The sequence below is a fragment of the Cupriavidus sp. L7L genome, from assembly GCF_004353535.1.
GTDB lineage: Bacteria > Pseudomonadota > Gammaproteobacteria > Burkholderiales > Burkholderiaceae > Cupriavidus > Cupriavidus oxalaticus_A.
Map to the genome: position 1 here is coordinate 21,517 of NZ_SMNY01000016.1, position 24,948 is coordinate 46,464.

Below are 24,948 nucleotides of genomic sequence, written 5' to 3' on the forward strand. Positions count from 1 at the left end.
CATGTTCCTTTTTGCCCGACTTGAGCGGACTGGTCCTGCGCGACTTCGTCGAAAGCTCTTGAAAATGGCCTAGCTTTCAGTCGGCTACAAGGCCGTTTGCCCGCCAACAATAGCGGGCATGGAATCAGCGTCCACCAACCACCCTCTTCTGCAGCTCACGCAGCTGGCCGACAGCGCCGTGTCGATGTTCTTCGAATCGCTGGCGCCGTTGCACGATGTCATCCACGCCGATGACGTGGCAGAAGTCATGATCAATCGCCACAACAGCATCTGGGTCGAGCGACGCGGCATCATGACCCGGCTCGAAGTCGAGATTGATCCGTTCAAGATCGAGGGGGCAATCCGATCCTTGGCGTCGTCGGTCGAAAAGTCCGCGGTGCGCGGCACGGCCCAGGGCATCATCAACGCCGGTCACAAAGGCCTGCGGATCGCCGCCGTGATGCAGCCGACGTCGATCGAAGGCCACGCACTGAGCATCCGGCGGCATCGCGAGAAGAACATGCGCCTGTCGGACTATGTGAAGGCCGGCGCATTCTCCTCCCGGAATGCGCGCACGGAAACCGAGACACCCATCTTCTGCGGCCCCGTGGAGGACGAAGCACTCGCCCAGGCACTCGGCGAGCTGGTCCGCCAACGCAAGAACATCCTGGTGGCGGGTGGAACGTCCTCAGGCAAGACCACGCTGCTCAATGCCATGGTCGGCGAGATCCCGCCGGAGGAGCGCGTCATCACCATCGAGGACACGACCGAGCTCAAGCCCAGCGTGCCGAATGTCGTGCGCCTGCTCTCCAACGCCGATAAGGGTGTCACCACCCAGCATCTCGTTGCGCTCTCTCTGCGCTTCCGACCCGACCGGATTCTTGTGGGCGAGGTTCGGGGCGGCGAAGCGTACGACATGCTCCAGGCCTTCAACACGGGCCACGACGGCGGCATGGGGTCGCTGCATGCACCGAGTCCCCGCATGGCCTTGTCACGTCTCGAAAGCATGGCGCTGCTCGGAATCCCGCCCGGTTCCGGCTGGAAAGTCGAAGACATGCGCCGGCTCATTGCCGATTGCATTCACTACGTTGTGCACATGAAGCGTTCGGGAGACATGCGCGTGCTCTCCGAGATCATCGAGATCAAGGGCTTTCGCAACAACGACTACGAATTCCAACGCGTTTTCTAAACCTCAGGAGTCTCCCCGCATGACCTCCCAGTTCTCCCTGCGCGCCCGCGCCACGGCACGCAAGTATGCCCCATCCGCCTTGCTACTCGTCGGCATGATGGCCGTTGCCACCTCCGCGGTCGCCGCAGACGACTCCTTCCTCGGCAATCTTGGCACCTTCATCTGCGGCATCGCCACCTTCATCAACACGAAGTACCTATTCGTCATCGGGCTGATCGTCATCGTGCTCGGCGCCTATGCCTACGCCAATGCGGAATCGAGCCTGTCCAAGTTCATCTCTGGCGCTTGCGTTGGCGTCGGCCTGGCCGCGGCGGCGCCGTCGATCCTGAAGACGCTGAACATCGTCGCCGCCTGCACCGGCTTCTGAGATGCGAAAGCACCATGTGAGCATCGGCCTGTCGATGCCTCGCCTGATCGCAGGAGCGGTGCGTGGTCTTGCCATCGCGAACGGCACGATTGTCGCGCTGCTGATCTATGTCACGTATCGCAGCGGTTGGGAAATCCCGGTGTCAATCTTCGTCATCGGTCTTTGCACGCATGCGTTGCTGGCGTGGTTGACGAGCCGAGATCCGTGGTGGAACCAGATTCTCAACGTCTACAACATGTACGGCGACCTGTACGAGTCGGTGCCCTGGCACGGCAAGTCGGACGCGGTGTTCCGCCGGCCGTACGGCTTTGACAGTGACTTGCCATGCTGAAACTCAAACGCCGGCCGCTGGCAGAGATCGTGCCGTGGCTCACGTCCGTTACCCCGGAGTTGATCCTGAACAAGGACGGCTCCCTGCTTGCGACCTACGAGTTTCGCGGTGTCGATGCGGACAGCGCCGATGCCAGCGACATTACATCGGCCCGAGACCAGCTCGACCAGGCTTGTCGATCCTTCGACAACCGTATTTCGGCTTGGTGGCGCCTGTCCCACCGCCGTACCACTGGCTTCATCGACGGCGAATTCAGCAACCTCGCCGACGCGAGGCTGAACGCGCTCAACCGCGCACACATGACAACCGGGCGGTACTTCCGCAACACGCACGCGCTCAGCATCGCCTATACACCCGAATCGGGCATCGCCAAGTTCTTTGAAAAGATTGGCTATCACATGACCGTCGGGGGGCGATCTGTCTACGGCGCGATCGTTGAAGCTGCCAAGGACACGGTGCTGTCCCGCAGCGCATTTGCCTTCGATCTCGAGAAGATGCGCGCCGATACCCGGCGCTTCGAGGCCATGCTCGACGCGTTCTCCGGCGGTATCCCTCGCATCAAACCGACCCGGCTCACGATGCAGGACAGCTATGAAGCGCTGCACCAGGTCGCCAACCCCAGCGTGCCGCCGCGTCGGATCCGGTATCCGGTCACGTTGCTCGACACGCACCTGACAGAATCCGAAGTAACCGTAGGGGCAGAGCGACTGCTGTTCGAATCCGCGCACGGCAAGCGATATGCGGCGGTGGTCGCGGTGAAGGAATGGATGAGCTTTCAGGAAGCGGCGCTTGACAGCCTCCTGCAGGTCGATGCCGAGTTGGACATCTGCATCATGTACCGCTTCCTCGACACCGCGCGCGCCACTGCCTACATCGAGAAGGTTCGCCGCTTCTACAAAATGGCCGCGGTGAACCTGCGCTCCATGATGAAGCAGTACGTCTCCAAGGAAGAAAGCGAGAACGACGAAGGCCGCGAAGAACTCGCCAAGGAAGCCGGTCACGCCCTCAAGCGTCTCACCGCGGAGGGCGTGCAGCATGGCTTCGCCAACATCTCTGTGATCATCTACGCGGACTCCGAGAATGAATGCGAGGATGCCGTCAGCGAGGTCGTGGGCGCATTGACCAACGCCGGTTTCGGCGCCATTCGCGAGAAGGCCAACCTGATGCCCGCATGGAACAGCACCCTGCCCGGTCGCTGGGACAAGCAACGGCGCCTCCAGTTCGTCGAGACGCCGGCCGTGTCCGACATCGCGCCAGTCCGCTCCGTCCTGGAAGGCCCCACCTTCAACGCATGGCTGAGCGAGAAGACCGGCGCAGAGGTTCCCCCGCTCACCTGCCTGCCAACCCGGCACCGCACCATCCAGCGCGTCGACATGCACCAGCGCGGTGGCAATGGTCATTTGTTCGTGATCGGACCGATTGGTGCCGGCAAATCCGTGTTCCTGAACTTCCTTGTGTCGCAAGGCGACAGGCACAAGGCGCGTCGGATTCGCTTCGACAAGGATAGGTCTACCCGCATTCCCACGCTGCTCAGCGGCGGCACGTTCATCGACGTGACGGGCAAGTTCCAGACCAGCACACCGGTCAACCCCTTGTCGCTGCTGGCCGATCCCGCGAACTTCACCTACGTCACGGAATGGCTGACACTCGCCCTCGAAGACGACGACTTCACACTCTCGCCGCAGCAAGTCCAGGACATCTTCGAAGCCGTGAAGCTGGTCGCTGCTTACCCCCGCGAGCGCTGGACCCTCAGCGCGCTCTCGACGATGCTGCATGCCGATCTGCGCACGCGGCTGCAGATCTGGCTCAAGGGTGGTCAGTACGGTCACTTCTTCGATCACACCGAGGACGCATTCGCTGTCAGTGACAACCTGTGCATCGAGATGGGCGAGTTGTTCCAGAAGTATGAACGGGCTGCCGTACTGTTCACCGATTACGCCTTCTACCGCATCAGCCAGTCGATGGACGGCATCCGCTACACAATTATCGAGGTGGAGGAATGCGGCTTCTTCTTCCAGAACGAACGCTTCTATAGACGCTACGAGGATTGGATTACCACTATTCGGAAGCTCAATGGCGCCATCTGGTCGGCGACACAGTCTCTTCGCCAGATTGCACGCGTCGCGAACTTCGAGATTCTGAAAGAGAACATCGCCAACTGGGTCTACCTTCCCAATAGCCAGGCCAAGACCAGCCCTGAGCTCTACAAGGAAAAGTTCGGCCTGACTGATGACCAGGTTGCGCTGATCTCTGACGCGGTGCCCAACCGCGACTATCTCCTCATCACCACGACCCAGACCCGAATGCTGCAGACGGCTTTCTCCGACGAGATGGTTGCCATGCTGCGCTCGGACGGTATCGCGCAGTCCATCTGCGACAAGCACTTCACCTCTGGGGACGCCGACTGGCAGGACCGCTATGTGCGCGAGATGCTCGCGCGTGCCGCATAACTTTGGAGAATCAACGTGAAGAAGTGGATCGCCAACATCGCCCTCGCCACCTCGGTCTTCGGGGCCACGTCGGCCCAAGCTGCCCTGCCCGTCACCGACTGGGTAGGTCTTGTGCAGACGACCAGAACGGCAATGCAGTCACTGAAGACCGAAGTCTACGAGAACACCAACATCGTCTACCAGTACAAGATGATGGCCAACCAGCTCCTGCAGGCCACGGGCCTGGACGCCGTCGCGCTGACGGAGGAGCTGGACGCGATCAGGGATGACATCGGCAAGTACGAGACCTACGGCACCTCGCTCAAGGACCTGTATGGCACGGTCTCGGACAATGCGGACTATCTGAAGAAGATCCAGAGCATGGTCGTCGCCTCGGGCAAGACCAAGGAGCAATGGTTCGATGATCAGCGCAAGCTGCTGAGCAACGGCGACAAGACGGCCAAGAACCTGTTCAGCCTGGGTGAGCAAGTCTTCAAGAACACACAGTCTGTGGCCCAACGCCGACAAAAGATTCAGGCTCAGGTCAAGCTCTCGCCCACTGCTCAGGCGGCGGCGCAAACCACCAACCAGATGCTGGACGTGCTTGCCAGCCAGAACTCGGATTTGCTGCAGCTTATGAGCGTGCGGGCCCAAGCGGACGCGGACAAGGACCAACAGAGCGTCGCCAGGGAAACGCAAAGCGCTGAGGCGATGCGCGCGATCTCGACTGCACAAGATGAGGAACTCCGGCAGCTGCGTGCCCGGGTGTTCTCTCGCAAGCTGCAGGCCGACTGAACAGGTTCCGAGCCATGCTACTGCGTCTATTGATCCTGTTTTTGACGGCCACGCTATTGCACACAAGCGTGGCTTTCGCTCAGGCCGAGATTCCCCCCTTGATGATTGGGTCGCAGGCGGAAGAATCTACCAAGACCCCGCCGTCATTCTCCGGAGAGAAGGGGACGATCGCCGAATCTCTCAAGAGTTGGGTCGGCCAGTTCGATTCGTTCCGGAGCGGGTTGATTGCAAGCGCTACACCGCTGAGTCAAACCATCCGATCGGAAACCGACAAGGTAGCCTATGGCTTGGCACTCATCACGCTGACGCTTGCAGGCATTCGATTCGCTGCGACGAGCGATCCGACCACTGCGTGGACGGACATCTTTGAGGCGTTCATGCTCTTGGGGATCTTCGCGGCGATCTATGTGGGGTACGACAAGTTCGCACCGGGAATTTTCGACTGGTTCAAAATGCTTGGCGACAAGATCGCCGGTACTCGCTCCAGCAATCCGGCCTTGACGCTCATCTCGGTAGGCGCCGGCTTCCTGGACACCTACAACAAGGCCATGGACGCGGCAAGCGGCCTCTCCATACTTAGCGTCGCCCTGTCCGGGGTCGTCCTCATCATTACATTTGTGGTCTGCGTGGTAGCAGCGCTGCTCTACAGCTTCTTCATCGCTCTAGGGGAGGTGCAGGCCGCCGTCGGCATCGTCGTGGGCCCGCTCGCTGTCGCGCTCGCGTTCTCGGATTTCTCGCGCAAATTCTTCGTCTCCTGGCTCGATTTTATGATCAGCGCCTCGATGTACACGGTCGTTGCCTCCGTCATGGCGCGACTCGTCTCCGGCGCATTCACTTCGACCATGGTCGATCAGACTGACATTGGCACCCAGTCCCTGGCGGGCGCTGCCTATGCGCTCGGCATTGCGATCTTCATGCTGCTTGTCGCGCTGGAGATCCCCAAGATGGCGGGCGCCATCTTCGGATCCGGTGGCGGGCTGAGCGGGGGTGCTGCCGGGCGTCTGGGCATGAAAGCCGCTAGCGGCATCGGCGGGTTCCTGGCCAAGAAGGGCAAGTGATGACGGTCCATCACCACCTGACTCCACCGGCTTTGCTGGCATCCCACGACAGCCGCCTTGCGTTGGTCCGACAGTACGCCAACGAATCAGATGACGCTGACTTCCGCACGAAGTGGCTGAGCGTCATGGATCGCTGCGCCACGTGGTTCTCCAGCATGCCGCTTCGGCCGACCGAGCACGCCGAGCCGGGGGGCGCGTTCCGTGCAACGGTCGAGGCCGCCTACTTCGCCATGCGGCTGTCCGGCGCCCAGAAGTTTGCCGCGGATCAGACCTCGGAGCGCCGGCGCCATCTCGAGCCCCAGTACCTATATGCGCTGTTCCTCGCCGCCTGCTGTTCGAGGCTGGACGAGCCTTGCCGCCACTTCCAGTTTCACCGGCAGCGCGACGGAGCGGAATGGGTTCCAGCCGCCCACGGGGCCTTTGGCGCATGGCTTGGCGATGACACCTACCGGGTTTCCCGTCGTGAGACACCCCTTCCGAGCGAGCGGATGCGCACGGCACTACTCGCGCGGGAAATTCTGGGTGCGGAGCGGTTAGGCGCATTTGACAGCCAGGTCCTGACTGATCTGTTCGGGGCCATCAACCCAGATCCCCGGCCAGCCGGGCTGGAAACGCTGCTGCACAAGGTGGTGCGTCAGGCCATCGAGACCGTTACCCAGTTCGAGTTGAAGGCCCGTCGGGCGGCCTTCTCCCCGGACACAACGCCTGCCCCGCCAGCGCAAGCGCTGGCTGCTGGTGCCATCACCGGCGCGTCGACGCCGCCGGCGCAGGCGAGTGCGGACGCGGTGCCGGTTCCGGCATCGGCATCGGCATCGGCATCGGCGACGGCCGAAGTGGAGCTGCCGACGTCAACGCCTGAATCGGATTCAACCTCCCATGCCGGAAACCAACTGACAGGCAGTGATGCAAGCGGCCAGCACGGTGCGTCGCCTAACGCCGTCCAACTCGACGGTGCCCGATCCTTGCGCAAAGAACCACCGGCCGGGGATCCGTTCAAGGCGATTGCTGGCACCTCGAACCTCATGCGGGAGTTCTTCAAGGCCCTCTCCCAGGACGCGGCCGCCGGCAAGACGAAGGTAACCCGGGTTGAGGGAAAGGTTGCCATCAGCAAGCGCTCGCTGGGCAACTATGGCATTGCCTCCGAGACGCTCATTGAGAATCTGCGCAAGTTCAAGCATCTCTACAAGATCGTGGGGCAAGACATCCTGCTGGTCAACGAAGTTGGCGACCTGATCCTGCCTGCCTCCCAAGCCCCTGAAGCATGAACCAGTACATTAACCACTTCCGTCCCATCTACGAGTTCCGTGCGGTCGTCGGTTGGGCGCTGGCTGTCTTGCTGCTTCTGGTGAGTGGCATGCCCAACAGTGGCTACTTTGCAATGGGTGGCATGGCATTCCTGCTCTTTCGCTCCAGCCAGGTGTGGCGTGCGCTCAGGTTCCGCCTTTCCATCTCCACGAAGTGGCTGACCCTCGTCCGGATCGATGACCTCCTGGCGCAGAGCCGCAAGTTGCGCTCGGATGACAAGGACGACGATGCCATGTATCTGGGTACCGGCTATGAATGGACCCAGAAGCATTGTCAGATCGCCCACGACATCCTGCGTATGCCATCGAGCGACATCCCCGGCCTGCCCAAATGGCTGCCAAAGGACACCGTCAAGGCTATCGAGAAGGCGTTCGCCCCGGAGAGCAGCGTTGCCGACCGGTCGCCACAGGGCAAATCTTGGATCGGCGGTTTGGAGTCCCTGCGTATTCCCATCCCCTTCCACTACAAGGCGATGGGCGGTCACACCTCGATCAGCGGCACCACCGGCTCAGGTAAGACGCGCACGTTTGAACTGATCTCGACGCAGGTTATTCACAACCCGAATGACATTTTGATCGCGATTGACCCGAAGAATGACCCCGATTGGGTCGCTAGGTGCAAGCGCGAATGCGAGCGGACCGGCCGCAAATTCCTGTACTGGAAACAGGCCGCGCCATCGCAGTCTATCCGGCTGAACCCGCTGGAAAACTGGTCGCAACCCTCGGAAATCCCGACGCGGATCGCCCAACTGATGGAGGAAGGCCCGTTCCGCCAGTTCGCCTTCTTGTTCATCGACCGCGCCGTCAAGGGCGAACTCTATGTCGGCGACAAGCCGAACCTGCGTTCGATCCTGCAGTACGCGCAGAACGGCATCAACAACCTTCTGGAGCGCGGTCTCGAGCGATTCTTCCCTGAAGCCGGGCAGCCCGATTGGGAAGAGGAAGCCACGGGGTACATGCAGAAGGTCGCGCAAAAGGCGGGCGGCACCCGCCTGGACGCCATGGTCAGCCTGTATATCGACCGCTTCTCCAAGGTTGGCAAAGGGCATGAAGCGATCGATGGCCTCATCTCGACCTATCAACACGATCGCGATCACTATGGCCGGATCATTGCATCCGCCCTGCCCCTGCTGCAGATGCTGGCCACGGGCGAGACGGGGTTGATGCTTGCGCCCAAAGCCGACGACTTTGAGGATGATCGCGAGATCTGGGATATCGACAAGGTCATCAAGCAGAAGGCAGTCCTCTATGTTGGGGCGGACTCTTTATCCAATTCGATGGTGGCACAGGCTGTCATGTCGATGCTGCTGGCCGACATCGCTTCTGTCGCAGGCGCGATCTACAACTTCTACGCCAAGCCGCCCGAGATCGTGCTGGTGGTCGACGAAGCTGCCGAGGCCATCAATGAGCAATTGCTTCAGCTGCTGAACAAGGGCCGCGGCGCCGGCTTCAAGGCATTCGTTGCCTATCAGACCCGCTCGGACTTCACGGCCAAGCTTGGAAACGTGGCCAAAATGCAGCAGGTTTTGGGCAATTTGAACAACCAGATCGTCTTACGCTTGGAAGACATCGACACGGCGCAATGGTTCTCCGAGAAAGCCGGTACCACCGCTATCCGCAACCTGGTCGTGTCGAGCAGCACCAGCACCGGAACAGAGGCCCATATCGGCGAGTTCAGCGGCTCGGTGTCCCGTTCGGCCCAGCTTGAGAAGGTACCACTGATTCCGCACGACCTTGTCATGCAACTGCCGAACCTGCAGTACTTCCTGCGAATCTCTGGGGGCGCTGTCTACCAGGGCCGAATTCCCATCATCAAAGACTAAACACCCATGCGCAGCAGCCTGTTCCGACAAATCGTCAAGGACTACAAGCTCTCGGCGAAGCTTTCGCCGGTGTTTTCCCTATCGCCGGACCTCGATGACATTTGCACGCGGGTGGTCGACTACATCGGCGTGAACTTCCGGGTCCGCGAGGAGCCGCTGGTCAAGGAAATGCTGGCCGACGGCATCACCGCGTGGCGCGCCGCTCGCAAGCACGGCGACCCCAACGTCGCCTTCATGAAGGGCCTGTTTTCCCGCGCGCATGAACTCTACGGCAAGCGGTACGCGGCATTCAAAGGCGAGAAGTACAACGTCTGGTATCCGTTTCACGAGTCCATTCCGGCGTTCGAGCAGCGCCAGCCCGACGGCTATGTGTGCCGGGTCGTCGACGAGCCGGCACCGGGCGCAATCACCCAACGCTGCGCTGCGTTTCAGCTCGCCGCCCGCGTGCTGACGGGCTACACCTTTACCCGCTACTTCGAGAACTACGATGTCGCTGGCAACTTTGCACAATGACGCACGCCGTCTTGCGATCCATCTCAAACTGGCTCCGGCGCGCATGGCTGCCAAGCTTTGCGGCGTCGACCCTGCGCTCGCCCTGCACATGCAAGAGTGGCTGACGGCACCGCCTCAGGGCGCGCCGGTAATGCCGCAAGCCTTCACCACTGGGGCGGCGGCGGCTTGCTTTGCGCTGATCAGGATTTCCGTGGTCAAGCCGGCTGTCTTCTGGGGCGCGTTGCTCGCCTTCCTGAGCCTGCCGGTATTGCTCGCCCTGCGATGGGGCTGACATGGCAAATAGCCGATTCGCGTCACACGTCCGTCTGTGGCTGATCTTTTCGCCGCTGATGATCTGCACGCTCGCCCCGTTCATCCAGAACGAAAGCGCCTTCGAAATCAGTGAGGCGGAACAGGGTTCGGTTGTGCGCGTGCTCGGCCAGGAAAAGGCCGACGTCGCCGTGACACAGGCCAACGCCCGCTTTCACCAGTGGTTCATCGAGAGCGGCATCGTAAAGTCGTCGTTCTCCGGCTCCGACGCCCAGACCGGTATAGCAGACGGCGGAGCGTCTGACTTCGGTAGAAGCTGGATGCAGCACTTCTGGCTAACGATCTACCGTGCACTCTATCGCGCCGCGGTCGGCCACTATTGGCTCGCTGGCGCGATCGTGCTGTTCCTTGCGCTGTTCAACGATGGAACCGTGTCGCGGAAGATCCGCGCCGCGGGCGCCGGCTTTGCCAATCCGGTGTCCTTCCACGTGGCGGCACACGGCCTGATGCTTTGCTTTGGCTTCGGCGCGTCCGCCCTGCTCTTACCTCTTCCCATGCTGGCGACCTGGTGGACCTTCGGGGTCTGCCTGGTCGGCCTGCTCTGCTGGCGCCTTGCAGCGTCTTTCCACGTCGGCAAATAGCCGACTCCGCAGCGACTAACAAGGCCGGGTGTCCGGCCTCCAAAAGGAGAAAATCATGACCACGACCGATCTGACCCCTGCAGATGCGCCTCTCCAGGAAGTTGGTCCGACCGACGATACTGTTGCACTGCTCGCTGAAGCGCCCACCACGCTTGGCTCGATCGATAGCTCCGGCGATGTTGAGACAGAACTCGCGGAGATGGAGCAGTCCGCCGATGTACTGCGCAATGAGGGTCTGATCTCGACGGCGGATCATGAAGAGCGCAAGGCCCAAGTGGAGCGCACTCGCAAGCTGTTCCGCGACCTGGCGCCCGAGGACCGCCAGGCGATCGTTCGCCGTCGTCGTGAACTCGGCCTGCTGATCCTCAATCGCGAGCTCGCTGGTGCAGCAGTTGTTCCTGTGGCGCTGAAGCTCAATCACACTCGCCTGCGCCCGCTCTTTGAGCAATGGTGGCCGTACATGAACCGCATGTCGCTGAACCTTCAACGCTTTGGCGCTGCCACGTTCTCGCGCAGCGAACTGTCCACGCTTGAGAACTACCTCGAACGCGAGCTCTCGAAGATCGAGGATTACGTGGACGAGCAGTTGCGTGTGGCGAAAGCCTATCGCGAGCAACGGGAACAAGAGATGCGGGCAAAAGACGAGATCGTGTTCGTGCCGACGATCCAGCGCCCTTCCCTTGCGCTCGAGGTTCAGGCGTACTCGCGCTTTTCAGTGCGTGCCCTGCAGGTTCTGATCAAGTTCGACCAAGCCATGGATCAGTTCGACTTTATGGTCTGGAACGGCATCCGGGATCAAAGCGACGTCAACGACGAAGTCACGCGCTTCCTGCGCAAGTTCCAGCCCCTTGGCCTGCGCAGCTACACGACGCACTTGAAGCTCATGACGACTGTGCGCGGCATCTGACACATAGGTATCACTTGCTGTGAGCATGTCACACCTAATGTCAGGATCTCTCGTTTAACTGTGTAACGCGTCGTGTCACCTCGTGATTCCTTCATGGCACCTTCTGACATTTGATGTATGCAAGTGACACTTGCTATCACTGAGGGTCGGAATAGTCCAAGTCCAACTTTTGCCGGTCGAACATCATGTCTCTTGCGGAGACCCTTGAGAAACTCAATCCGTCGCAACGCGAAGTCGTCGACTGCCGTGCCCATTGCGTCGCAATCGCTGTCCCGGGCGCCGGAAAAACGGCAACCATCGCGGCGAAGGCCGCGATGCTGCTGTCATCGCCCAACGCGACGGTTGGTGCCGTCACCTTCAGCAAGGATGCCGCCGTTGAGTTACGCGACCGCATTGGGTCAATTGCGGGCAGTATCGCCAAGAAGCGCCTGATGGCCGGCACGTTCCATTCACTCGCCTACAAGCAGCTCAGCAGCGGCGTCGAAGGAAAGCGTGATATCGCCACCGATGGCGATCGCATTGGGTTGCTCACTCAGGCACTCGCTGACACTGGATTGGACTGGAAGGTTGAGGACGCTATCCTTGCCATCGAGGCCATCAAGACAAACTTTGGCAAGGTTCAGGCAGGGACAACCGAGGAGGTCCTCTACCGCGCCTATCAGGATTCGCTGGAGCGCAATGGGAAGATCGATTTTCAGGACATGCTGCGCCTGGCGGTCGAAGGCATGCAACTTGGCACGATAGCTCCGTACCCCCTCACCTATCTGCTCGTTGACGAATTTCAGGACACCGATCCGCTGCAGTACCAGTGGATTGCGCTCCATGCTCAGGCCGGTTCGATCGTCACAGTCGTAGGCGACGACGATCAGAGTATCTACGGCTTCCGCTCGGCCCTCGGCTTCCGCGGCATGGAGTCCTTCATTCGGCAGTTCGACGCGCAACCTGTGGTGCTGGGAAAAAACTATCGCTGTCATGCTGAGATTCTCGGTGCTGCCGACAAGATCATCCGCCACAATCGCGACCGGATTCCGAAAGTCCTCGTTGCTCACAAAGGCCCAGGCGGCGAAGTAGCCTTCCAACGGTTCCCGGACGAGTACGTCGAGGCAGTCGCCGCAATGGAACACCTCGCGCCTGCACTCTCCAAGAGCCAGTCTGCGGCTATCCTGGCCCGTACGAATCGCATCCTCGATCCAGTCGAGGCGGTTTGTCGCTCCCACGGCATCAAGTACTACCGGGCGTCGGGAAAATCTATTCTCAGCCGCCCTGAGGGTGCCCTGATGTGCAACCTTCTGGAACTCGTCCAGAAGACTAGGAAGACCGGGATCGACGCATTGCTCTCGTTCGTAGGTGTCGGAACGCATGAATTGCGACTACTCCACAACGGTGGCAAGACCGCCGGCGAGCAGCATCAGAGGAAGGACTTGGTGGAGTTGGGTCTCTCCGAGAATTCGACCGACAAGTATCGGGAGCTAATGAAGCGTTTGACTGAATGGCGCGCACTCTGCGCCCGGCAGTTCTATTCGTTAGTTTTGGAGGGCGTGCACGAGTGGATGATGCAGCATGCAGGCGCAGATCAGGCCCGCCGCGCCATCACCACAACGTATGACGTGCTGTCGCGGTTGACCGGCCCCTTCTCCGATCGCTTGGATTTCCTGCGGCGAGACAACAACAAGCCGGAGCCTGATGCGCTGGTGCTGACGACGATGCACAGCTCGAAGGGCCTCGAATGGGACCGCGTCTGGATTATCCGGGCGGAGGAAACGGTCGTTCCCGACGAAAAAAGCACCGAGGCTGAGGAGCGCCGCCTCTTCTACGTGGCAGTGACGCGTGCCCGGCAGGATCTACGGGTATCCATGACCAAAAAGAACCCGACTTCCAGGTTCATCCTTGAAGCCGAGCTTGGGTGACTTGGTGCGTGTCCTCCCGCTGAGTAGCGACTCCTCGACGAGATGGGCAATTGCAGCCGCCGTGTCGAAAACAAGAAGGTACTGCACGCTGCCCCGCATTACGCCGCCGGCGAATGTTGGCGCACGGCGAATAGAACCCGCTGATCGAGTCGACGATGCCTGTGGTGCCCTGCAGGCGCCCAATATTGTTCGCCTGGACCCTTCTGGAGCTAGCGTGACCTATCGCATTTTCAAGGAGTTGTCGTTGAGCCCGTAGGCACAGCCCGAACAAAAAAGCCTGGAGCTTCGGGCGCTCCAGGCTTTTTATCCGCATAGGCAAAACGGGAGCAGGCTTCGAAACCATCTTGACCCGACCTCTAAGACAGTTCGAGTCTACGAAGCCTCTCCCTTCGCTGTCAATGCTCCCTCCACAAATTTGCGCGTTGGTCGAAGATGATTATTGGCTTCGAAGGGCTTCCTATTGCCCAAAAAACAACAGCATGCGGCGGTGCGTTGCATGCTCCAACCTCGATTGTCAGTGATGGCCGGCAACCCAAGCCAGTCAGGTACGATGCAGGGCGTCTGCCGGAGCGGATCCTCAGGGCGATCGCATTGGCTTACGAGTCAGATGGGCTTCGGGGCTTGCACATCACGAGTCGCCAAGTTCTGGCCACGCTCATCCGCTTTGCACTGAACCAAGAACATCCTAACGCGCTAGCCTTCATCAAGAAGTCAAAGATTGCGCAGCATCTTGCGATTAGCGAGGCCACTGTCTATCGAGCGCTCGGCGCACTCGAGGATGCCGGGCTTATAGAGCGTGAACGGCAGCAGCGCACCAGGGCGCAACTCGAGGTCGTTGGCCGGATCCGGTTCACTGCAAAGTTGCTCCATTGCATTGAGGTTACTGTCGTGCAACTTGGGGCGGCTCAACGTCGGACCGGTCACGATGAGCCCCAGTCCGTTGCTACATCTCTCGCACAGGTGAGTGGCGTAAACAACTACCAGCAGTCTTCTACGAAGAAACATCCCATGCGGGGAGCCTTTGTGCAGATTGCCGATCGGACAGTGCCCATTGATCTGGCGCCTCTCGTGCGCGATCAAGAGCTGAAGATGTCCGCCCTCTTCTTGCTGATGCGCCTTGCAAGGAAAGCTGGCCACCGACTGTCGGATGTCGTCTCGGCGTCCGGCCATTCTCTCAAGCCGCTCCGAGGGCGAGAACTGTTCGCCTATCTCAAGTCACTCCTCGGAAAGCCCATTGACTATGGGCATGTGGCCCGGACTCGAAAGGTCCAAGAAGATGAGAGGCACGCAGCCGACGCTCGCGCCGAGCAGGAGCGGCAGGACGTTATCCAACTCGTTGAGCGGTACCGCGGAAAACGGGTGGCAGCACCCGACGGGCGCATCTATGAGGTCGACTCAGCCTCAATCGTAATCACCGAGGCCAGCGGCCGGCGCAGTTCATTAGGCCATGGCCAGGCGCGCGACTGGCTTATCGAGATGGACAAAGCAGCGCTTGGGCTCAAGGGTGCCCTCGTCGAGCCCCCGTCAGCGTCAAGGTCATCGCCAGCAGTGGCACAAGCAGCTATTGGGCAACTTCGCAGCGTCCTTGATGGCAGACATGCATCGAACATGATCGGTGTCCTCTCGGAGGCGGAGTATGAGGCCTCTGCGTGCAACCAGCACGGCGTCCGGGCCCGGAGTATTGCGCCCTACTTCCAGTACGCTTGCCGCCGAAGGTGGTGTGGGCCGGGAGCAAGGTGAGACTAGACTTCGTACATCAGGCCAGCTACCGCTTGGCGGAGTCCGCCGGCGTTCGGCTGCAGGCATTTGAGGCGCTGCACGCTAAGGCGTTGAGTGTTCGGCTGCCCATAGCCAAGCAGGACCGAGCTTGCTGATAGCTCACGAATCAGGCCAGGGCCAAGGCGGGCCCGAACAGCGAGATACTGGCAAGCGCCTGGGGCAAGACATTTGTGTTCGCCCAATACAAGGCACAGCGACGCAACAAGCTCGTCGTCACGGTGCGGCCGCAATACAGTTCGCAGGAGCGTAGCCAGTGCTGCGGCCACACGCGCCCGGACAACCGGCCCACAGGCCGTAGCTTCTCTGCCAAGGCGGCGGCTGCCGAACCAACGCCGACCATAACGCCGGCCGGGTCATCCGGGATCGCAGTGTTGCGCTGGTGCTGTCGGGGGAATTCACGGCCGTGGGCCGGAAGAAGACGATGCGGAGATGCGGATGCGAACCAAGGTACGAGCGGGACGCTTCGAACCGGGGGCCAAACAGGCTCCCACGCAGGCGAGATATCGGTAAGGCGCCGGGCGGTCAGCCGCGCCGCGCAGAAGTCGGTGAACCCGGAAACCACCGCTATAAGCCGAAGGCTTTAGTGGCGCGCGGGTTCCTGTAACGCTGGCGTGCTCAGATCAGACTTGCTGAGGCCGCTGCACCTACTCGCTTGGCGGCCTTCGCCGCCTTGTGCACGCGACTCGCCACGAAGCCTCCAAACGTGCTTCGAACACTAGGATCATCGATGTGCTCATGCATGTTCAGGAGCGTCACGTTAAGTCTTCGCGCGAGAAGCTTGGCAGCCTGAGACTGACAAAATTCGGACATCATGTCCGATTGCTGCTCAGTGGACAGCTTGTTATATGCTTCCCAACCGAAATCAGCTTCTCGTTGGTCGCGCTCCGCGCCAGCGGCCTTCACACGGGCCTCGCGCTCAGCCATCTCTTGGTCAGCAGCCTTACGTGTTGAGTCTGCAATGGCCGAGTGATGGTGAATCTGCCTGTCGAGTTCACCAAGCAAGTAGCCCTCGCGAAGGGCCTTCATGAAATAACCACCCGCGCGCACCTTCACCTTGCCAACTTTCACGTTGTGCCGGGTGTACTCCATGGCCTGGTGGATTCGCTCGTCGTTGTACAGGTCGCGGTTGGTAATGATTTCGTTGAATTCGGACTGGTTGAGTGCGAACTCCTTGCGCAAGGTCTCATAGACGTTGCGAAGTACGATGAATGCGGTCTTTTGCTCGTTGGGCTGCTCGGTAGCGTTCAATCGGAATCGAACTTGTCCGATCTTCTTTGAACCAGGCACATTAAGTGTGAGCATCTCAATGTGGAGTCCTGTCACTTGGCGAATTTCCGAGATAGCTACCTCAAGAACTTTACTTCGGAAGTGCTTGAAAAGATCGTAGGTTTTCTTCTCGCACTCCAACCAAGCACGTAAGGCTTGAACTTCGAACCAAGGCGTGATGCCCTCAACCATGAATTGTTGTAGGCGGTCGTACAGGACCTTAGAGTGAACCGACTTGAATACGTAGCGCAGGCTCAGAAAATGCGATGATTTCGGGTTCTTGATGGCTCGCTGTAGCCGATCAGGAAGCTCGAAGATGAACTCACCTTTTTCGATGAATGCTGGACCCATTAGAGGCACTGCCCCCCAGCGATCTTTGGAAGGGTCCTCGACGTCGATTTCGTTTAACTCGATAGCCGCTTTCTGGGCTTCGCGAATTAGCTTGCTGAGGTGACGTCGGTTGTTGCTCGTTGTGGCCAGTAGCCACTTGAACAATCCGAGATCGACGCGGTATTCGCGCCGGACTTCTTGGTCTTCAGCGACAAGGAAGTACGCAACATCGATGAGGCGTCGGCCTGCCAGACTAAGGTCGATGATTTTGACGAAGGCATTGCTGCGACGGAAGCCCAAATCCTTGGGTGCTTCCGTGACACTTTGGCCGCGAGGAGCGAAGTCCTCGAACAATGCCAAGGCTAATTGTTGCGATGCGCTGTCCATACCACTCCCCTCCTTTGGGCAGGAGGTTGCAGGGGAAAGGTCGAAAAGTCAAAACATTTCTTGTGACTTTGCCTTCCTGTAGTCTGAATTTCTTCATAGTGACGGTGGGGCCGAGTTTGGTCAGCAAGAGAAATTCGGAACAATTCTGGTGACGTTAGCTGGATCAAGTTGCCTGGTCCGGCTGGGAGGAGGTTGTTTGGCGTGCGGTGCCTTGTGGTCTGTCTATAGGTACGTGTGGTTGGTAGTTTGTTGTTTTTATATACAGAACACTACTTACAAGGGACAGCAGGCCTCTCCATATAATCAACGACTTAGTTTGGAAAGGTCACATTTTTGGTTCCAAAGGTTGCCGATTTTGTCGGGCAAGGTTACTGGATGTGGTCAAAAGGACACCAGATTTGGCCGGGCCTCTTGAGTCGTTCGACCCTCGGCTTTGATAAGGTCACCGAAATTGTCCTTAAGGTCACAAGAATTGTCCGATTCGGGGCTAAGCCAAGCCCAGCAAGGATGTGCGAGCGGTTTGCCCGACTCACGGTCACAGGAATTGTATTTCTGCTGGTAAGGGCTTGATACGGAACCGGCAAGGGAGCAAGGTCACCAAGATTGTCCGGCATTGCAGCATAAGAGGCCGTTGAGACAGTTGGCAGGGCCAATACACGGGCAACAAGGTCATTAGTTGTTTGTCCGGTTACTGAAGTGGGGACCAAGGTCACAAGATTTGTACGAGCTGGGCCCCTAGCTGTCTGACAAGGTCACCAGAATTGTGCAAACTCCCCCACAGGTTGCTGGCGGTTGGAACGTTGCGCCGCAGTCACCTAGGTAGTTGTCAATACAGTGGCAGCGCTTTTTGCCCGCTGTTGATGTTAAGTTGTCTATAGGGCACTTTGGTCGCTGATCTTCATCAGTTGCTCAAAGGGCGAGTAGTGCCGGCATGAATGTGGTGACCTTTACCGCACCACGATGCGTACAATTTTGGTGACTTTGCCCGGTAGATTCTCTAGAAAGAAAACTCTGCTGCGGGCTCGACGCCAATCTTCAGAACTGCAAAACAGTGAATTCGTACAATTGATGGTGACTTTGCCTATTACCCACGGATTCACCGGCCGTGGTGCGCCGTTCGTAATCTCACGCGCACTGGGCTTTATGGAGGAGAGGGCTTAAGTTTTCCAAGGCGAATTACTCTCTGGGCCGGCCCCGGCCATATCAGATACAGCGAACGGAGCACATAGAGTCACTCCAGCCGTCACTTTTTCGTCAAAAGTGCGTACAAGTACGTGAAGTTTCCCCGGTGGTCGCGTATTCTACGTTTCATCGTGAATTTCACATGGAACGTTGAATATGGTGGTGAAGAGCGAATTAACCGAGATTGACCGGACTGTCACGATTGGTTCAATGAGTGACTTTTCGAAGAAGCTTCAAAAACTTACTGAGGAACTTCGCGAACATATCCTGGCACCTCGTCCTCGGAAAAGTCCGCCAACGTTCACCTCCACCCAGGTGGCCGAAATGTGCGGCATCGACCGCGCTCGGCTTCACTATCTGGCAACGAAAGAGGGGAGCACACTTCCGGCGGGTGAGCTTCATGGGCGCGTACGCCAATTTACGCTTGGTGAGACTCGGAAGTGGGTTCAACAAGCTTCGCAGGTGAAGCCGTCCCCGCTACTAAGAAAAGGCGAAGCGGATGGTCGCGTTCTGATTTCTGCCAATTTCAAGGGCGGTAGCTGCAAGACGACTTCGAGTATGTGCCTGGCGCAGGGGTTGAGTTTGCGCGGCAGGAAGGTGCTGCTGGTTGACTTGGACCCTCAGGCATCGCTGACCGAATTGTGCGGCCTGTATGCCGAGAAGATGATTGTCGAGGAAAGCACGGTTCTGCCGTACATCTACAGCCCAGAAGACTTTACTCTAGAGAGCGTCATTCAGGAGACGTATTGGGACGGTGTTGATGTCATCCCTGCGCATCCATCTTTGTTCTCCGCCGAGTTTCATATCCCGGCGATGGCAAGCAAGTCGGCGAATTATCGCTTTTGGACGCTATTACGTAAGGGCTTGGAGCCTCTTCGAAAAAAATACGACTATATCGTGTTGGATTCGGCGCCTTCGCTATCCTACCTGACGATCAACGGCCTGATGGCGGCGGACGCCATGGTGATGCCTTTGGTGCCGGAAAGTCTGGACTTCATTAGCTCGGTATCGTTCTGGAGTCTGTTCTCCGATATGGCGGACAGCTTCAAGAACATCGAAGGCAACAAAACCTACGACTTTGTGAGCATTCTGCTTTCGAAGGTTGACTATGGCGTAGCGTCTTCGGCTCCTATCGTTCGCTCCTGGGTGCAACGCGCCTATGGCGATTGGATGAGCCCAATTGAAGTGCCGGCGAGCTCCGTGATGAGTAACGGAGCTCTCGCACTTGCGACGGTCTTCGACATTAGTAAATTCGAGGGCAGCAACAAGACATTCCAGCGTGTGCGGATTCCGTTCGACGAATATTGCCGTTGGGTGGATGAGTTTTATGCCGGAAAGTGGGAGGACGCTTAAATGAATATGCGCAAGCGCATGCTGGAGCAGACCGCAAATCTGACTCCTGCTAATGAAATCAAAGTGGAGATCGCCCCCCAAGTTGTAGACCGTCCAAAGACTGCACCAGGGATGATGGCGGCCTTGAGTGCGGCACAGCTTCGGATTCGAGAATTGGAGTCCCAAGGGGCTGCAAGCACCGTTCCGGTCGAGAAGATTCGACCGAATCCCTGGCAGCCGCGGATAAAGTTTGACGAGAGCAGTCTTACTGAGCTTGCGGAGAGCATTAAGGAACTGGGCCTAATGCAGCCCATTCTCGTTCGACGAGTGACGCCGGACAACGAAGAATCCTATTTCGAGCTGATTGCCGGCGAACGCCGTTGGCGCGCTCACCAGGTGCTGGGTCTGCAAGAAATCAAGGCGCTCATCTCGGATGCGTCAGATGCAGATATGGCCGTCCTCGCTTTGGCCGAGAATGTCAGCCGCGAAGACCTCACCGACTACGAAATTGGCAAGGCGATGCGCCGTGTCGAGAAGGAGTTTCCTGACAGGAAGCGGATGGCTGAATCCATGGGGATGAGCCGGAGCACACTCTATCGCTATTTTGCCTTCGACAATCTGCCCGAATTCATCCGTGTAGATCTGGAGAAGAACCCTTCGCTTTTCAGTGGTACTGCGGCAAGTGACACCTACGCGGTGCTCAAGAAGCATGGCGACCCAGCTGTGGCGGTGGCTCGCGAAGTGTGGAAGCAACTTGTAGCCGGTAGCCTTGAGCAGTCGAAGTTCGCCAAGCTACTGGAGGCTTCGCTACTCCGTCGCGAAGCGACGCCCGTAACTTCCCAGCGTGACATCCATAAGGTCTATGCCGGTAAGACTCAAGCCGGCAGCATTACCAAGGACTCCGTAAGCTTTACCGTAAAGCTCAAGAGTGCCGTCCTGACTGCCGCTCAGGAGGAGCGGATACGGACGGTTATCAACGAGCTTTTTGACGGAGGACCGCAACGCTAGCAGTTGTCGTTTGCAGACTATTCGAACCCCTCATTGAGGGGTTTTTTTGTGTTCCGAGTCGGAACACGAGTCTCGTTCCTATACCGACGCGATCTGTATTCCGTGTGGCCCTGTCAGAAGCGGAGTCTGTCGGCACGAACGGTCCGCGTGGATCCGTCGACAACCCGTGCGATCGTGTTCCGAGTCGGAACACGACGTCTTGACATCTCCTCCCCTCCCTCGACCCTCGGGCCCCCGCCTTTCGGCGATAAGGAAGGGAATTCCTACGGCGATGAACTGCGCAGTCACTTCGGCGGGTTCCCGCTTCGCAGCGCGGCCCAGCTGCAGCGGCTCAGCTCTTCACAGGCTGCAACGCGTTGTCCCCGCGCCAAAACATTAATCGCGCCAACCACGTCGGCGTTTTCCTCAAAACCGAATTCGATGCAGGAACCGAGTTTGCGTACCCTGTTGTCCACGCTCACGTAACCGCATGCCGGACACGTCCGACTCGTGTTCTCGGGCGCCACTGCGACAAGACAGCCGCCGTTCCACGCCAGCTTGTATTCCAACCGTCGGCAGAATACGAACCAGCCCTCATCGAGAATCGCTTTGTTCATGCTGGGCAGCTCCCGGCTGGCGATCTAGACATGTTGCTGACCTGCAAGTCCTCGATACACGCGTGGTCTTTGCTGATCGGGGTAGTGGCTTTGTGCAGGTAGTCGCGGCGGGCGTTCTCGATGCGGGCGTGAATGCGCTGGATTTTGGCTTTCGCCTTCTTCCGGTTGCTGCTGAATTTTTGATTACGGGCTCATGGACAGCTGCGCTCGACGCAGCCTGGCCGCGTGCGGCATGAAACAATTGAGCAGGGCAAGGTAGCCCCCGTCTCCCGTCGCTTGATGTGGCGAAGCGGGCTACGCCGACATCGATGCCGATGGAGTTGGTGGTCTGAGGAACGGGCTGCTCGACCTCTCGTTGCGTCTGGATCGAGACCAACCACTCGCGAGAGCTCATGGATATTGTGGCGCTGCGCAGCTCGCCCATCACATTACGGCCATTGCGGGTAGCGCAGCCATTCAAGCTTCGGCAGGAAGATGCGACAGTTCGCCCCAGCTTGATTTGCTTTGAGGCCGGGTAGCGGATGCTCTCGCCTTGCTCCTTCTTCTTGAAGCGCGGGGACGCGGCCCGTTTGACGAAGAAGTTCTTGTAGGCTAGCAACCAGGCTCTTGAGCGCCTGCTGAGGCGGATGAATTGGAGAGTCCTTGAGCCACGGTGTCTCCCGCCCGTTGCGCCATCCCGTCAGGTGCTTTGCCATCGCGACATAGCCGATGAACTTGCCGTCCGCCTCGAAGTTTTCCTTCTGCAACGCCAGCGCCTTGTTAAAGCCGAATCGGCACGAGCGGGCGAAGCGACGCATATCGCGCTGCTGGTCGCCGGATGGTATCAGTTCGTATTTGAAGGCCTGGAGCAGTTGCATGAATAGATCGAATCAGCATTCACGCGTAGTCAAGGACGCCTACGGCGTCCGCGCTATCCTTCCACGCCCCTGAAGGGCGAGGTTTGATGCGCTCACCGATCAAGCACGCGTCCCAACGGATGCGAACAGCTGAACCGATGCGGTCAACGAAGTCTCCGGGTGCACTGGAAGCCCGCCCCTGCCGATTACCACACCCCCACGACGCTCACACAGCATCTAGATACAAGAGCCTCGGAGCACACGCCCGCCAACTAGACGACATCGTGGGAAAAGAGTTGGCGCCGATCCGATTGGCTATCGCCTGACTCTCCGAGGTGAGCAACCTGACCGTTCCGTTCATGTTGGTGGAGATCGACTCAGAACGCCGCCATATCAAAAAAAAGCACTATCGCCTGCCCACGCGACTCCCGGCTGCGAGGGCCGCCAACAGGAGAGCCCCCAGATGTTTAACTCTTCCGAGTAAGCCCGCTGGAAGGCCTCGTGTTCCGAGTCGGAACACGAGGCTCAAAGGTCTGAAGCAGCATCACCCGACAAAGGCGGGTCTTGGTGGGCGCTTTCCGACTTGGAGCGCTGCTGAGCTCGTCCCTTCGATACCTCAGGCGAGCGCTTTATGGGCGTCGATGGAGGTCGCTCACAGGGACCCCCTGTAGCGCAGGCACTGCAAAACGACAGCACGAAGGTGAGTGCCGGACATGACGCAAGCTGCGGAATTGGACTATTTCACCCGCAGCCACAGCTCTAATGAGTTGCCTCACGTCACACGGAGCGTGCATGCACCCGGCTTCGTCTCGCCGATTAGACACATACCTTCGGGGAATCCCCCGAGACCGTGGTGCAAGGGCCAAGTGAAAGGTCACAAAGATTGTACGAATCCCAGTTGCAAGGCTTCCCGTAAGACCTGTTGCGGGGCGTGTTTAGCGGCGGACTCTGCCGCTAACGGACAATTGACGGTGACTTTGCCTGTTGGGAAGCATCGGAACAGAACAATATTGGTGACCTTGCGAGAGGTCGTCTGCCGCGCTGCAAGCAGTTTGGTGACCTAACCATAGCGAGAATGAGCAAAGACCGCAGGCTACAGGGCCCCTATTCGGTGGCCGCTGGCAAAACCGACGTTCGTACAAATTCGGTGACTTTGCCCTTGGCTCAGGCTTGGCGTTTGGCCAATATTGGTGACCTTGGCCATCTCGACATGCTCAGCGAAGCCGCATACGGATGACGATGGGCTGCGATCTGAATGCCCGAAAGCAAAGAAGAAGCACTTCGAGGGGGCTTGGAATTGCAGCCGTCCAGTAGGGGTCGGAGAGTCTCCACTACAGCCGAGGATGAAGCAGAATCCGGGTCGGCGCAAAGGGCGATTATCAGCGCGAACTGGGCGGCTTCTCGAGGTAACCGTGGTGTCGAACTCTAGGGCCTTCCCTTAAGGTCCCGGCCGAGCGAGAGGAAGGAACGCCCCCGCTTCGCGCAACGCCAAGGTCGGTTGGCGTTGGCGTCCCGGCGTTAGCAGCTCAGGCCTGGCTGGCGCGGGTGCGAAGCTGTCCGGGGGCAAAGCCATCCGAGGGCCGCCCGCACTGATCGCAGAAGCGCGCGACAGAGTACGCAGTAGTTGATCCAGGCCGCTGGCGGAATAGCCCGGCCTCCACCCCCGCGAGCCGTTTGTTGCGTCCGCGCGTGGTGGCCGGCTGCGCCGTTGGGGCTAACAGCGCCGCCTGCGCCGGCGGCATCACGTTTGGTCAGCCGCGGTCGGCCCAATGTGCCTGTAAGGCTCGTTGGACGGCGGTATTAAGGGTCACCACCTGCCGGCGCGAACCTTGGCGTTGCAATCCGTGCCACCAGCGCTGGGCTGCGAGCTGGCGCAGCGTAGCACCGCCAGTTCGCTAAGTGGCAAGCCTCCGCTGAGTTGGGCTGCAACCAACGCAGCACGATGTCGCGGAACCGTGCCGTGCTTCCCCAACCACGCCAGGAAGACCTCCACTGGACGGCGCGCGCAGCGCAGTGGGTGCAGCGGCGGCGGCTAGCCTTGGAATGAGCGGGGCGGTCGCCAGGTGATCGGCCTTGACCAATGCGCGAAGCAGCGCTCGAACCACCCTTAGGCTGCGCGCCGATGCGTGGCACCGCGCGCCACCAACTGCTGCCGCGCCGAGTCGCCAGGGACGTGAGGCCCTCTATCCGCCGGATATTGGCCGCTACCAGTCGGCGTGCCAGACTCGGCTTGAAGCAGCGACACCTCGTGCTGTGGCTGGGGGTAGCTCTGTCCACGCTGCTCAAGCGCCTACACTGCGTCTACCCGCGGGGGCATACCAACATCCGAACTCGCGCCCAGATGCTTCGAACATGCTCGCGATCGCGGGCTGGCCGTGCTGCAGGGCGAACAGCACGAGGTAGTCGCGCAAGGCCAGGATGCGCTGAACTGCCTGGGCCTCGCTCAGGTGCTCGTCCTCAGCCGGTCTACCAGGTAGGGGTTGTCGATGTCGACTGACCGCATGCCTTGCGCATAGGCACGGACCACGGCAAATTCGGTGCGGGTGAGTTTGGTGACGGCGTGCGCAGTGAAATCCATGAGCCATGGAGGCAGCGCTAAGTGCTTGACCTATAACAATATTCGACACATGCCATCCGGAGTCCTGCGGAAATGCCGACTAAAGCGCAATGTAAATTATTTTGTGCCGGGCCCTGCGCCTATCCGGCTGACGTAACGCGGCCCGTCCTAGTTTGTTCAGGG

At 59.3% G+C, this 24,948-nt stretch carries 21 protein-coding genes; 15 read left to right on the forward strand and 6 right to left on the reverse strand.

Features of this window, described 5'->3' with window-relative positions:
- The first annotated feature begins 118 nt into the window (after positions 1-118).
- From E1J61_RS16365 to E1J61_RS16425, 13 genes are all read left to right on the forward strand, one after another.
- Positions 119-1,168 carry a CpaF family protein gene (locus tag E1J61_RS16365; RefSeq protein ID WP_133095100.1) on the forward strand — a complete coding sequence of 350 codons (1,050 nt, stop codon included), beginning with the start codon at positions 119-121 and terminating at the stop codon, positions 1,166-1,168.
- Positions 1,169-1,187: 19 nt separating this feature from the next.
- Positions 1,188-1,535, forward strand: coding sequence for a TrbC/VirB2 family protein (locus E1J61_RS16370; protein WP_133095101.1), 348 nt, complete (start codon positions 1,188-1,190; stop codon positions 1,533-1,535).
- 1 nt (position 1,536) lies between these two features.
- The gene (locus E1J61_RS16375; protein ID WP_041688752.1) at positions 1,537-1,866 is read left to right on the forward strand and encodes a conjugal transfer protein; all 330 of its coding nucleotides are present in this window, start codon (positions 1,537-1,539) and stop codon (positions 1,864-1,866) included.
- Positions 1,860-4,316 carry a VirB4 family type IV secretion system protein gene (locus E1J61_RS16380; RefSeq protein WP_133095102.1) on the forward strand — a complete coding sequence of 819 codons (2,457 nt, stop codon included), beginning with the start codon at positions 1,860-1,862 and terminating at the stop codon, positions 4,314-4,316. The genes E1J61_RS16375 and E1J61_RS16380 overlap by 7 nt, the downstream gene beginning before the upstream one ends.
- 15 nt (positions 4,317-4,331) lie before the next feature.
- The gene (locus E1J61_RS16385) at positions 4,332-5,090 is read left to right on the forward strand and encodes a conjugal transfer protein TrbJ (RefSeq protein ID WP_133095103.1); all 759 of its coding nucleotides are present in this window, start codon (positions 4,332-4,334) and stop codon (positions 5,088-5,090) included.
- A gap of 14 nt (positions 5,091-5,104) precedes the next feature.
- Complete coding sequence (locus E1J61_RS16390; protein WP_133095104.1) at positions 5,105-6,148, forward strand: type IV secretion system protein; 1,044 nt, start codon at positions 5,105-5,107, stop codon at positions 6,146-6,148.
- On the forward strand, positions 6,148-7,413 hold the full coding sequence (locus E1J61_RS16395; protein WP_133095105.1) for a TraI domain-containing protein: 1,266 nt from the start codon (positions 6,148-6,150) through the stop codon (positions 7,411-7,413). Before E1J61_RS16390 ends, E1J61_RS16395 begins: the two co-directional genes overlap by 1 nt.
- The gene (gene traD / locus E1J61_RS16400) at positions 7,410-9,275 is read left to right on the forward strand and encodes a conjugative transfer system coupling protein TraD (RefSeq protein ID WP_133095106.1); all 1,866 of its coding nucleotides are present in this window, start codon (positions 7,410-7,412) and stop codon (positions 9,273-9,275) included. The genes E1J61_RS16395 and traD overlap by 4 nt, the downstream gene beginning before the upstream one ends.
- 6 nt (positions 9,276-9,281) lie before the next feature.
- Positions 9,282-9,788, forward strand: coding sequence for a hypothetical protein (locus E1J61_RS16405; protein ID WP_133095107.1), 507 nt, complete (start codon positions 9,282-9,284; stop codon positions 9,786-9,788).
- On the forward strand, positions 9,763-10,059 hold the full coding sequence (locus E1J61_RS16410) for a hypothetical protein (protein ID WP_133095108.1): 297 nt from the start codon (positions 9,763-9,765) through the stop codon (positions 10,057-10,059). The genes E1J61_RS16405 and E1J61_RS16410 overlap by 26 nt, the downstream gene beginning before the upstream one ends.
- A 1-nt stretch (position 10,060) precedes the next feature.
- Positions 10,061-10,678 (forward strand): DUF4400 domain-containing protein, encoded by a 618-nt coding sequence (locus E1J61_RS16415; protein WP_133095109.1) that lies wholly within the window; start codon positions 10,061-10,063, stop codon positions 10,676-10,678.
- A 55-nt stretch (positions 10,679-10,733) separates the two neighbouring features.
- A complete protein-coding gene (locus E1J61_RS16420) occupies positions 10,734-11,585 on the forward strand; it encodes an ATPase (protein ID WP_133095110.1) in 852 nt (283 codons plus the stop codon).
- Positions 11,586-11,770: 185 nt separating this feature from the next.
- The gene (locus E1J61_RS16425; protein ID WP_133095111.1) at positions 11,771-13,492 is read left to right on the forward strand and encodes an ATP-dependent helicase; all 1,722 of its coding nucleotides are present in this window, start codon (positions 11,771-11,773) and stop codon (positions 13,490-13,492) included.
- A gap of 711 nt (positions 13,493-14,203) precedes the next feature.
- Here E1J61_RS16425 and E1J61_RS38270 read toward each other — a convergent pair.
- Entirely contained in the window at positions 14,204-14,662 is a 459-nt protein-coding gene (locus E1J61_RS38270; RefSeq protein WP_243736897.1) for a hypothetical protein, read from the reverse strand.
- Positions 14,663-15,886: 1,224 nt separating this feature from the next.
- On the reverse strand, positions 15,887-17,254 hold the full coding sequence (locus E1J61_RS16435) for a replication initiation protein (protein ID WP_133095113.1): 1,368 nt from the start codon (positions 17,252-17,254) through the stop codon (positions 15,887-15,889).
- A gap of 1,338 nt (positions 17,255-18,592) precedes the next feature.
- On the opposite strand from E1J61_RS16435, the gene E1J61_RS16440 reads away from it, so the two are divergent.
- Both E1J61_RS16440 and E1J61_RS16445 read left to right on the forward strand, forming a co-directional pair.
- Positions 18,593-19,789, forward strand: a complete 1,197-nt coding sequence (locus tag E1J61_RS16440; RefSeq protein WP_133095114.1) for a ParA family protein — start codon at positions 18,593-18,595, stop codon at positions 19,787-19,789.
- Positions 19,790-20,776: a ParB/RepB/Spo0J family partition protein gene (locus E1J61_RS16445; protein WP_133095115.1), complete on the forward strand. Its 987-nt coding sequence runs from the start codon at positions 19,790-19,792 to the stop codon at positions 20,774-20,776.
- Positions 20,777-21,060: 284 nt separating this feature from the next.
- Here the strand turns inward: E1J61_RS16445 and E1J61_RS38275 are convergent, their stop codons facing one another.
- The 4 genes from E1J61_RS38275 to E1J61_RS38290 all read right to left on the reverse strand — a co-directional run bounded on the left by E1J61_RS38275 (position 21,061) and on the right by E1J61_RS38290 (position 24,485).
- Positions 21,061-21,372, reverse strand: a complete 312-nt coding sequence (locus E1J61_RS38275) for a zinc ribbon domain-containing protein (RefSeq protein ID WP_133095116.1) — start codon at positions 21,370-21,372, stop codon at positions 21,061-21,063.
- Positions 21,369-21,515: a hypothetical protein gene (locus E1J61_RS38280; protein ID WP_133095129.1), complete on the reverse strand. Its 147-nt coding sequence runs from the start codon at positions 21,513-21,515 to the stop codon at positions 21,369-21,371. The genes E1J61_RS38275 and E1J61_RS38280 overlap by 4 nt, the downstream gene beginning before the upstream one ends.
- Positions 21,516-21,800: 285 nt before the next feature.
- Positions 21,801-22,229 carry a helix-turn-helix domain-containing protein gene (locus E1J61_RS38285; protein ID WP_243736898.1) on the reverse strand — a complete coding sequence of 143 codons (429 nt, stop codon included), beginning with the start codon at positions 22,227-22,229 and terminating at the stop codon, positions 21,801-21,803.
- 1,779 nt (positions 22,230-24,008) lie between these two features.
- The gene (locus tag E1J61_RS38290) at positions 24,009-24,485 is read right to left on the reverse strand and encodes a phage integrase family protein (protein WP_243736901.1); all 477 of its coding nucleotides are present in this window, start codon (positions 24,483-24,485) and stop codon (positions 24,009-24,011) included.
- Between the last annotated feature and the right edge of the window lie 463 nt (positions 24,486-24,948).

Coding starts and splice junctions, on each gene's coding strand:
- E1J61_RS16445 (WP_133095115.1), top strand. CDS start 19,790: ATGAATATGCGCAAGCGCATGCTGGAGCAGACCGCAAATCTGACTCCT.
- E1J61_RS38270 (WP_243736897.1), bottom strand. CDS start 14,662: ATGGCCGGACGCCGAGACGACATCCGACAGTCGGTGGCCAGCTTTCCT.
- E1J61_RS16420 (WP_133095110.1), top strand. CDS start 10,734: ATGACCACGACCGATCTGACCCCTGCAGATGCGCCTCTCCAGGAAGTT.
- E1J61_RS16425 (WP_133095111.1), top strand. CDS start 11,771: ATGTCTCTTGCGGAGACCCTTGAGAAACTCAATCCGTCGCAACGCGAA.
- E1J61_RS16380 (WP_133095102.1), top strand. CDS start 1,860: ATGCTGAAACTCAAACGCCGGCCGCTGGCAGAGATCGTGCCGTGGCTC.
- E1J61_RS38285 (WP_243736898.1), bottom strand. CDS start 22,229: ATGCAACTGCTCCAGGCCTTCAAATACGAACTGATACCATCCGGCGAC.
- E1J61_RS16435 (WP_133095113.1), bottom strand. CDS start 17,254: ATGGACAGCGCATCGCAACAATTAGCCTTGGCATTGTTCGAGGACTTC.
- E1J61_RS16405 (WP_133095107.1), top strand. CDS start 9,282: ATGCGCAGCAGCCTGTTCCGACAAATCGTCAAGGACTACAAGCTCTCG.
- E1J61_RS16395 (WP_133095105.1), top strand. CDS start 6,148: ATGACGGTCCATCACCACCTGACTCCACCGGCTTTGCTGGCATCCCAC.
- E1J61_RS16440 (WP_133095114.1), top strand. CDS start 18,593: ATGGTGGTGAAGAGCGAATTAACCGAGATTGACCGGACTGTCACGATT.
- traD (WP_133095106.1), top strand. CDS start 7,410: ATGAACCAGTACATTAACCACTTCCGTCCCATCTACGAGTTCCGTGCG.
- E1J61_RS16365 (WP_133095100.1), top strand. CDS start 119: ATGGAATCAGCGTCCACCAACCACCCTCTTCTGCAGCTCACGCAGCTG.
- E1J61_RS16410 (WP_133095108.1), top strand. CDS start 9,763: ATGTCGCTGGCAACTTTGCACAATGACGCACGCCGTCTTGCGATCCAT.
- E1J61_RS16375 (WP_041688752.1), top strand. CDS start 1,537: ATGCGAAAGCACCATGTGAGCATCGGCCTGTCGATGCCTCGCCTGATC.
- E1J61_RS16415 (WP_133095109.1), top strand. CDS start 10,061: ATGGCAAATAGCCGATTCGCGTCACACGTCCGTCTGTGGCTGATCTTT.
- E1J61_RS38275 (WP_133095116.1), bottom strand. CDS start 21,372: ATGAACAAAGCGATTCTCGATGAGGGCTGGTTCGTATTCTGCCGACGG.
- E1J61_RS16390 (WP_133095104.1), top strand. CDS start 5,105: ATGCTACTGCGTCTATTGATCCTGTTTTTGACGGCCACGCTATTGCAC.
- E1J61_RS16370 (WP_133095101.1), top strand. CDS start 1,188: ATGACCTCCCAGTTCTCCCTGCGCGCCCGCGCCACGGCACGCAAGTAT.